This window comes from Streptomyces mangrovisoli (assembly GCF_000974985.2).
In the GTDB taxonomy this organism is placed as follows: Bacteria; Actinomycetota; Actinomycetes; order Streptomycetales; family Streptomycetaceae; genus Streptomyces; species Streptomyces mangrovisoli.
In genome coordinates this window covers 1-8,577 of the sequence record NZ_LAVA02000091.1, presented here as the reverse complement: position 1 = coordinate 8,577, position 8,577 = coordinate 1, and the positions used below count along the sequence as shown (strand labels likewise).

At 74.2% G+C, this 8,577-nt stretch carries 7 protein-coding genes; 1 reads left to right on the top strand and 6 read right to left on the bottom strand.

The window, feature by feature from the left end; genetic code table 11:
- Positions 1 to 150 precede the first annotated feature (150 nt).
- A complete protein-coding gene (locus WN71_RS32030) occupies positions 151 to 1,758 on the top strand; it encodes a hypothetical protein (protein WP_046592864.1) in 1,608 nt (535 codons plus the stop codon).
- 21 nt (positions 1,759 to 1,779) lie between these two features.
- Here WN71_RS32030 and WN71_RS32025 read toward each other — a convergent pair whose 3' ends face one another.
- The 6 genes from WN71_RS32025 to WN71_RS32000 form a co-directional block, all read right to left on the bottom strand.
- Positions 1,780 to 4,389, bottom strand: coding sequence for a SpoIIE family protein phosphatase (locus WN71_RS32025; protein ID WP_046592863.1), 2,610 nt, complete (start codon positions 4,387 to 4,389; stop codon positions 1,780 to 1,782).
- Positions 4,390 to 4,740: 351 nt separating this feature from the next.
- Positions 4,741 to 5,169: an ATP-binding protein gene (locus tag WN71_RS32020; RefSeq protein ID WP_046590993.1), complete on the bottom strand. Its 429-nt coding sequence runs from the start codon at positions 5,167 to 5,169 to the stop codon at positions 4,741 to 4,743.
- A gap of 200 nt (positions 5,170 to 5,369) precedes the next feature.
- Positions 5,370 to 5,780, bottom strand: coding sequence for a (deoxy)nucleoside triphosphate pyrophosphohydrolase (locus tag WN71_RS32015; protein ID WP_046590992.1), 411 nt, complete (start codon positions 5,778 to 5,780; stop codon positions 5,370 to 5,372).
- A gap of 144 nt (positions 5,781 to 5,924) precedes the next feature.
- A complete protein-coding gene (locus WN71_RS32010; protein WP_046590991.1) occupies positions 5,925 to 6,119 on the bottom strand; it encodes an SPOR domain-containing protein in 195 nt (64 codons plus the stop codon).
- A gap of 356 nt (positions 6,120 to 6,475) precedes the next feature.
- The gene (locus tag WN71_RS32005; RefSeq protein ID WP_046590990.1) at positions 6,476 to 7,228 is read right to left on the bottom strand and encodes a GntR family transcriptional regulator; all 753 of its coding nucleotides are present in this window, start codon (positions 7,226 to 7,228) and stop codon (positions 6,476 to 6,478) included.
- Positions 7,229 to 7,375: 147 nt separating this feature from the next.
- On the bottom strand, positions 7,376 to 8,577 hold a 1,202-nt coding region (locus WN71_RS32000), incomplete at its 5' end, for a DUF4190 domain-containing protein (protein ID WP_338058716.1).

Below are 8,577 nucleotides of genomic sequence, written 5' to 3'. Positions count from 1 at the left end.
GGGGAAGGCTCCGGCGGGTCGGGGGGTGGCTCCTCCGTGCCGGTCTGCCTCGTCGCCTTGTCCATCGCCTCGTCTCCCTCCGTGGTCGTCCTCCCCGGCCCGGGCGTATTCCGCTCGCGGAGCCGCCTACCCACCCATACGCTCCGAAATGTGACGCCCTCCCTGATCCGCGGCCGGCCCCGGCGGACCGCCCCCGCGCACATATCCCTGCGGGTGGCCCACACGCTGCTGGGGATGACCGCCGGGATCATCTGGCTGATCTTGCCAGGGACGACGATCAACGACGGTGCCGCGGTTCCCGCCGCCCGCGCGGGGCCCTCCGCCGGCGCGCGGCCGCAACCGGCGCGGGCGGCACGGGACGAGACGTCCGCCGCCGATCTCGTACTGCCGGTCGTCGCCGTCGTGGTGGTCGGCGCGCTCGCCGCGTACGGCCTGGTACGGCGCACCCGGCGGGCCCGCACGCGGACCACGCCCGCCGCACCCGGGGTGATCTCCGCGCAGCCGCCCGTGCCGTCGCTGCTCGGGCTCGACGAGCAGTCCCGCGCGGCCCTCGCCCAGGCCGACGACTGTGTCCGCACCAGCCGCGAGGAACTCGCCTTCGCCACCGCTCTGTTCGGCCCGGGACCGGCCGCGCCCTTCGCGCGGGCGGTGCGCGACGCGGAGGGGGAGCTGACCGCCGCCTTCGCGATCCGGCAGCGCTACGACGAGGGCCTGCCCGCCGACGAGCCGTCCCGGCGGCACGCGCTCACCGGAGTCGTCGGGCGCTGCGCGGAGGCCGGGCGGCGGCTGGACCGCGAGGCCGCGGACTTCGACGCGCTGCGGGCGCTGGACCGGCGGGCCGAGGAGGCGCTGGCCGCCGCCGAGACCCGCTTCCGCGAGCTGGCCGCCCGCTCCGCGCGAGCGCGGACGACGACGGCCTCGCTGGAGGAGCGGTACGGGCCCGGCGCGACCCGGCCCGTCGCCGGGTACGTCCGGTACGCCACCGACCGGGTGGTGTTCGCGACCACGCACCTCAACGACGCCCGCCGGGCGGTGCACGCCGAGGACCTGACGGGCACGGCCCGCGGGCTGCGCGCCGCCGAGGGCGCGGTGGCGCAGGGCGAGGCGCTGGTGCACGCGGTCGACCGGCTGGCCGCCGACCTCGCGACGGCGGCGGCTCTGATCGCGCCGGTCCTCACGGGCGCCGAGGCGGAGCTCGCGGCGGCCCGCCCCGGCGGCGGCCCGGCCGACCCGCGCCCGGCCCGCACGGACGCGGTCCTGGCCGCCGTACGCGAGGAGCTCACGAGCGGTCCCTGCGATCCGCTCGACGCGCTGCGCCGCATCGTGCGGGCCGTGGCGCCGTACGCGAACGGCAGGACCGGGGTGGTGCCGGCCGCGGCCCGTTTCGCCGCCCGCACGGCCACGGACGACGCGGCGGACTATGTCGCCGTGCACCGCGGAGCCGTGGGCGGAGAGGCCCGAACCCGCCTGGCGCGGGCCCGCGTTCTGCTGCTGGAGGCCGACGCGATGGCCGACGGGGCCGAGGCGACGGCAGGGGCCGCACAGGCCGAGGCCATGGCGCTGGCCGCGCGGGAACTCGCCGAACGGGACGTGGCGGCCGCCCACGGACCGCCGGGCGCCGAGGCCGACGACGGCGCCGTGCTCGGCGGCATCCTGCTGACGGTGGAGCCCCGCGGCGGGCCCCCCGCGGCCTACGGCGGCCCGGGGACCCGCGCCCGCCACCGGCTGCCGCCCGGCAGCGCGGAAAGAGAGCCCTGACGCCTGCCGCGGCGCTTCCCGTCAGAACAGGCTGAGCAGGGCCTCCGCCGGGTCCGTCAGGCCGGTCTCGCCGTCGGGCAGGGGGAGTTCGAACCAGACCGTCTTGCCGCGCGGGGTGCGGCGGGAGCCCCAGGCGGCGCTGAGCAGGCCGACCAGCTGGAGACCGCGGCCGCCCTCGTCGGTGTCGCGGGCCCGGCGGCGGCGCGGCTGGACCAGGCCCGCGTCCCAGACCTCGCACACCAGCGTGCGGTCGAGGAGCAGCCGCAGCCGGATCTCCCCCTCGCCGTACCGCAGGGCGTTGGTGACCAGCTCACTGACGAGCAACTCCGTCGTGTCGACCAGGGGTTCGAGGTCCCAGCTGAGCAGTTGCCCGCGGGCGTACTCGCGCGCCCGGCCCACGCTGCGCGGTTCGCGCGGCAGGGTCCAGTCGCCGACGGACTCGGCGGGCAGCCCCTGGACACGTGCCATCAGCAACGCGATGTCGTCCTCGCCGTGGTGCGTGTCGAGGGTGTTGAGCACGTGGTCGCAGACGTCCTCCAGCGGACGCGAGGGGTCGGTCAGCGCCCCGACGAACGCCTGGAGGCCCTCGTCCAGCGGATGGTCGCGCGATTCGACCAGTCCATCCGTGTAGAGCGCCAACAGTGCGCCTTCGGGTAGTTCGACCTCGACCTCCTCGAAGGGCTCGCCGCCCACCCCGAGCGGCATCCCGGGCGGCACGTCGAGCATCAGCGCGCTCTCGCCGGGTTCGACGAGGACGGGCGGCAGATGGCCCGCGTTGGCGAAGGTGCAGCGCCGGGTCACCGAGTCGTAGACGGCGTAGACGCAGGTCGCGAGGTACACCTCGGACAGGTCGGCGTCGCGCGGCTGGCGGGCCGTGCGGGTGGCCTGCTGGACGCCGCCCGGGGTGCCGAGGCCGCGGGCGATCTCGTCCAACGCCGAGAGCACCTCGGCCGGTTCGAGGTCCAGCAGGGCCAGCGTGCGTACGGCGGTGCGCAGTTCGCCCATGGCCACCGCGGCGCGCAGTCCGCGCCCCATCACGTCGCCGACGACCAGCGCCGTGCGGTGACCGGGCAGTTCGATGACGTCGAACCAGTCGCCGCCGACCTCGGTCGCCGCGTTGCCGGGCAGATAGCGGCAGGCGATGTCCAGGCCGGACGCCTCCGGGTCGCCGGGCGGCAGCAGGGAGCGCTGGAGTATCAGGGCGCGTTCGTGCTCGCGCCGGTACAGGCGGGCGTTGTCGATGCAGACGGCCGCGCGGGCGGCGAGCTCGACCGCGAGGTCCCGGTCGCGGTCGCCGAACGGTTCGCTGCCCTTGGTCCGCGCGAACTGCGCGAGGCCCACGACGGTGTCGTGCGCGACCATCGGCACGGCGAGCGTGGACTGCACGAGCCCGTGCTCGTCCGGGGGCACGTTCTGCGGCCGGGCGGTGCGCAGGGCGTCCGCACAGGGCGAGTTGAACGGGTAGTGGTGCACCGCGCCGACCGCGACCGGTGTCCCGCCGCCGAGGAACGGCGCGTCGGAGACCGCGCTGGCGAAGGCCACCCGGCGCAGTTCGGCACTGCCGTCGGCGAGGCCGGGCGGGGCCTCGTCGCCGGCCAGCAGCCCCTGGTAGAGGTCGACGGTCGCCAGGTCGCAGAAGCCGGGCACCACCACGTCGAGGAGTTCGCGGGCGGTGGTCTCCAGATCGAGGGAGTTGCCGATCCGGGCGCCGGCCTCGTTCAGAAGGGCGAGATTGCGCCGCGCGGCGGCGGCCTCGCGGGCGGCCGCGCGCCGGGCGGTGATGTCCGTGCCGAGCCAGGCGACCCCGATGGGGCGGCCGCTTCCGCTGTGCACCCGGTAGAGGTTGATGGACCAGTGGCGGCGCTCGTCGGAGCCCGGCACGAAGCCGGTGACATGCATGTCCGTGATGGAGTCGCCGGTCTTGAGGACCCGCCGCAGGGTGGCCACGATCCGGTCGGCCTCGGGGCGCGGGAGGTAGTCGTGTACGCCCTTGCCCCGGTGGTCGTCCGGGGTGCCGCCGAAGATGGAGGCGAAACGCTTGTTGGCCCGGCGGACCCGCAGGTCGGTGTCGATCAGCAGGAAGCCGAAGGGAGATTGACCGAAAATGGCCTGCGAGGCGGCGAGGTCGGTCTCGATGCTGCGCAGGGTGCGTACGTCGGTCACGATGCACACGGCGGCCTTGTCGCCCTCCGCCGTGCGGGTCGGCATGACGTAGACCTCGGCGAGGCCCTCCTCCCCGGGCTCCCCCTCCGCGCTGTCGGGCATCTTGAAGGGGACCACTCCGGTCCACTCCCGCCCGTCGAGTATCTCGGCCATCTTCCGCTGGCCACGCGCCTGGAGATCGGGGTCGACGAACGCCTCGATGGGGTCCATCCCGGCGGCGCGCTCGGCGGGGATGCCGAACAACTGCTGCGCGCGCAGGCTCCACTGGTCCACCAGTCCGTCGGAACCGATGGAGAAGGAGGCCACCTTGATGTAGTCGTAGATGGAGCCGGGCGGACTGCTCTGCCACAGGGCGTCCACAGCGGGCGCGTCGACGGAGGCGGCCCGGGCGCCGCCGAACGCGCCCTCCGCCCTCGCGCCGCCCGACGGGTCCTCGGACTCCGTGGCCTTCGCTGGTATCTCGCTCACGCGAACCGTCCCCTCCAGCTCACCGCGTCCGGCACCGGTCACCGGGGGCGGCTGCCCGCAGTATCCAGCACTACGGCGCCGTACAACACGGTGTTCACGATCACAGCACGGTCCCGATGGTTTTCGGTCCGGGCGCTCACACACTTCCAGTCTTCTAACCAGGTGACACACAGTCGAATCACACCCACCGACAACCGCCACCGGCCCGAACCGCTCGACGGGGCACGGTTCTCGGCCAGAAAGGTGCCGTGCCCGGCGGGGCGGGGGCCGTGCCCGGCGGGGCGCGGGGGCCGTGTCGGGCGGGGCGCGGGGGCCGTGTCGGGCGGGGGCGTGGCGCGTGCGGCGCGGCCCTCAGCGAGGGGGCGTCAGCTCGAACCACACCGTCTTGCCGTCGTCCCCCGGCCGGGTCCCCCATCTGCGCGCGGCGGACGCCACCAGCTGGAGACCGCGGCCGCTCTCGTCCTCGGGGCGCGCGGCGCGCTCGTGCGGCATGTCGGGCAGCGGGTCGGAGACCTCGACGAGCAGGACGTCGTCGAGTTCGGCCGGGCGCACGAGCCGGACGCCGATGGGGCCCGTCGCATGGCGCAGGGAGTTGGTGACGAGCTCGCTGACCAGCAGTGCCGCCAGGTCACCGAGGCTGTCGAGACGCCAGTTGCGCAGCTGTCCCCGTACGGCGGCACGGGCGGTGCGCACGGCGCCGGGGTCGGCGGGGAACGTCCACTCGGCACAGTCGCCTTCCGTGTCGATCACGCCGATCACTTCCCGGGCCAGCGAGCGCACCCATGTCCGTTTTCATGGGGTTAGTGGTCACCTACCCGGTATCGGGGGTGACGTACCGCCCGGGAGGGCGCACTGTGGCACGAACGGCGTAGGGGTGGGCCGAGGGGGGCGCCGGACCGGCGGACGGAGGTGCGGAGGCCGCACGCCGGCGGACGCGCGGACGTCGAGCGCCGGCCTCGGGCTGCCGGGCTGCGCCGTGGTCAGCCGGCGTGGGCGTCGAGGTGGGTGAGGGTCTCACGGACCGCCGGGACGTCCTGGTCCAGCCAGTCGACGTCCCAGATCCGGTCCGGTGCGAGCCAGCGCAGCTCGTCGTGGTCCTGGAGGGCGCGGGGCGCGGCCGACCCGGGCAGCAGCCGGGCGGTGTAGACGCGCAGGACATAGGGCGACCGGAGCGGCCACTCCCCCGGCACCCGGGCGACGGTCTCGGTCTCGACGCCGAGTTCCTCGCGCAGTTCGCGCACCAGGGCGTCCCGCGGGCTCTCGCCGGGTTCGACCTTGCCGCCCGGGAGTTCCCAGCGCCCGGCCAGATCGGCGGGCGCGCTGCGGCGCGCGGCGAGCAGCCGGCCACCGTCGAGCAGGGCGGCTCCCACCACCACGATCCGTTCCGTCATGCGCCGGAGCCTACGGGAGGTCCGCCCGCCGCGAGGCGCGGGCGATCACCGGAACGCTCGGGCGGCCACCGGAACCCGCGGGCGGCCACCAGAACCCGCGGGCGGTCACCAGAACCCGCGGACGGCCGCGGAGCCCACGGACGGTCAGTTGCGCGAGCCGTCGACGTTCTGGCCGATCCGCTCGACCCAGTAGAGCTGCTTGTGCCGACGGTCGTCGAGACTGTCCGCGATCTTCTGCGCCTCGGCGCGGGTGGCGTACCGGCCCACGCGATAGCGGTTGCCGTTGTCGTCCTGTCGTATGACGAGCCACGGAAGTGCGATCGTGCCGCCCTCGTTCATCGCGCCACCGTCCCCTCCCGCTCAGGCCCTGCCGCCTCCGGCTTCCGATCCCGTAGCACCCCGCCCGATAAGGAAACCGCACTCCGCATATGCCCGAGCGTACGCCTTACCTTCACGCACCGAATACGGCTTTTCACGAAGAGGTACGCAACCGGCCAGCCCCAGGGGGCGCACGACGGCGGAAGGAGCGCTCGCGCAGCACGCCGCATCCACTCCGAGCGGGGGCTACGCCACCCTGCACCACCTGCGAGAACGGCCGGAATTCAGCGGCACACGGGGCGCACAGGGCCCTGGCGATGACGGGGGCACCTGCCCCCGTAACGTGCTCTACATCACTGCGACACGGAAACGCCGCGTCACTTGACCGGCAAGTGGTAGGAGACCCGGTACCGGTCGGCGGGAATGACCACGTCGGCGGTCTCCACCGGGCGGCCCGAGGCGTAGTAGGTGCGCTGGACGACGATCACGACATGCCCCGGGACACCGCCCAGGGCCATCAGTTCCTCGGCGAGGCCGGGGCGCGCGCCGACCTCCTCGGTCATGTTGTCCACGATGACGTCGATCGCGCGCATCCGCTCGACCACGCCCATCCCGCCCAGCGGGCCCTCCTCGGGCAGCATGACCGGCGTGCGGCCGGTGACGGCGAGGGGCTCCCAGGAGGTGGAGAGCATCATCGCCTCGCCGGCCTCCCGGAAGACGTAGCGCGTGCACATCACGCGGTCGCCGACGCCGATCCCGAGCCGCTCGGCGACCGCCGAGCCGGCCTCGCGCTGCTCGCTGCGCGACTCCCAGGTGCCGCGGGCGGCGGCGTCGGCCTGCTCCTGCCGGAACGGCGTGGCGCCGCCGTCCGGGCGGTATCCCGAACGGGCGATTCGGCGGGGCACGGGCCGCTCGCGGACATAGGTCCCGGAGCCGGAGCGGCCCTCGACCAGCCCCTCGGCCATCAGCACCTTGCGCGCCTCGAGCGCCACCGTGTCCGAGACGCCGTACTCCTCGCGGATCCTCGCCTGGGAGGGGAGCCGGGTGTGCGGGGGGAGTGAACCGTCGACGATCTTCTTACGGAGATCACCCGCGACGCGCAGGTAGGCCGGCTGTTCACCGAATGTCACTGGCCACTCCCATCAGGCTGTACAGACAGCAACAGCCTGGCAACCGTGGGTTGTCCCGTGCAAGCGAGGGCCAGAGAATCACTCGATGTGATGAAGCGGGGCCGCGAAGGGGTTCACGCAGGCACTTTCTCCCCGCGGCGCGCGCCGTCACACATCCAGACCGGTGTCGCCCCCTCCGCTGCCGCCGCCGTCGCCGGTTCCGCCGTCGCCGCCGTCGGCGTCACCGGCCGGCGGGGTGGTGGCCAGACCCAGGGCCTTGCGGACGGTGACCGTCTTGCGGCCGTCGATCAGCCGGGCGCCCTTGTCGAAGTGGACGTAGAACGCGTCGGCGTCCGAGGCGCGGGCGGCGGCCGCCCACTCCTTCTGTGCGGCGGAGAGGTTCGTGACGATCGTGGCGACCGGCTTCTTCGCGGCCGTGGGCCACTCGTGCCCGCCCAGCATCGTCCTCTGCGTGCCGATGGCGTCCGCGACCCGCTTCGCCCACGCCTTGTTGCCCGGCAGGTCGTCCTCGACGTACGCGTCCTCCGGCGCCGAGTCGAGCGCCGCGTTGAGCACGCCCGCGGCCTTCAGGTAGGCGAGCTGGTCGTCGTCGAGCACGGTCTCGTCGTTGCGCAGGGTGCCGGTGAGCGACTTGCCCTCGGTGGTGCTGCCGAAGACGCAGGTCACCTCGCGGTCGCCGGCGTCCCAGCTGTCGGGGCTCGGGGTCAGGTAGTACACGTCGACGTCCGCGGGCACCGCCCAGGTGTCCATCGCGTAGCCGTCCCGCTTCGCGTAGCACTTGTCGTCGGCGACCGACGTGACGGCGCGGTCGCCGGGGTAGTCGGAGCCGAAGCCGGTGAGCTTGAAGACGGCGAAGACCTCGGCGTCGTGCTTCTGCGCGCAGGGCACCTTGTCGACGTCGTAGGTGTCGCCCTCCAGCGAGCCGTCGGGCGTGTCGAAGCACTCGCCCTTGGCGACCGACAGGCTCGTGCCGTCGTCGTTCAGGCCCTCCTCGAAGCCGCCCCAGAAAGCGGACAGGCCGCCGGACGCCAGCATCAGCAGCCATACGGCCAGCCCCAGCGACGACAGCACCGTCCCGGTGACGGCCATCGCCGTGCCGCGCTTGCCGGTCCGGCGGATCTGCACCAGGGCGATCACGCCGAGCACCAGCCCGACGCCCGGCAGACAGCACAGCAGCCCGAGCACCAGCGAGGCGATCGCGACACCGCTGACCGGCGCGGGGGTGGCGTAGGGGCTGTATCCCTGCGTCCAGGGCTGGTACGGCATCGGGCCGTACGGGGCGGGGGGCCCGTAGGGCGACTGGGGCGCCAGAGGCATCTGGGGTGCCTGGGGGTAGGACGGCAGGGGGG

What these genes read in the sequence shown, in the direction of transcription:
- WN71_RS32015 (WP_046590992.1), bottom strand. Translation starts at nt 5,780, where the DNA reads ATGACGGAACGGATCGTGGTGGTGGGAGCCGCCCTGCTCGACGGTGGC.
- WN71_RS32010 (WP_046590991.1), bottom strand. Translation starts at nt 6,119, where the DNA reads ATGAACGAGGGCGGCACGATCGCACTTCCGTGGCTCGTCATACGACAG.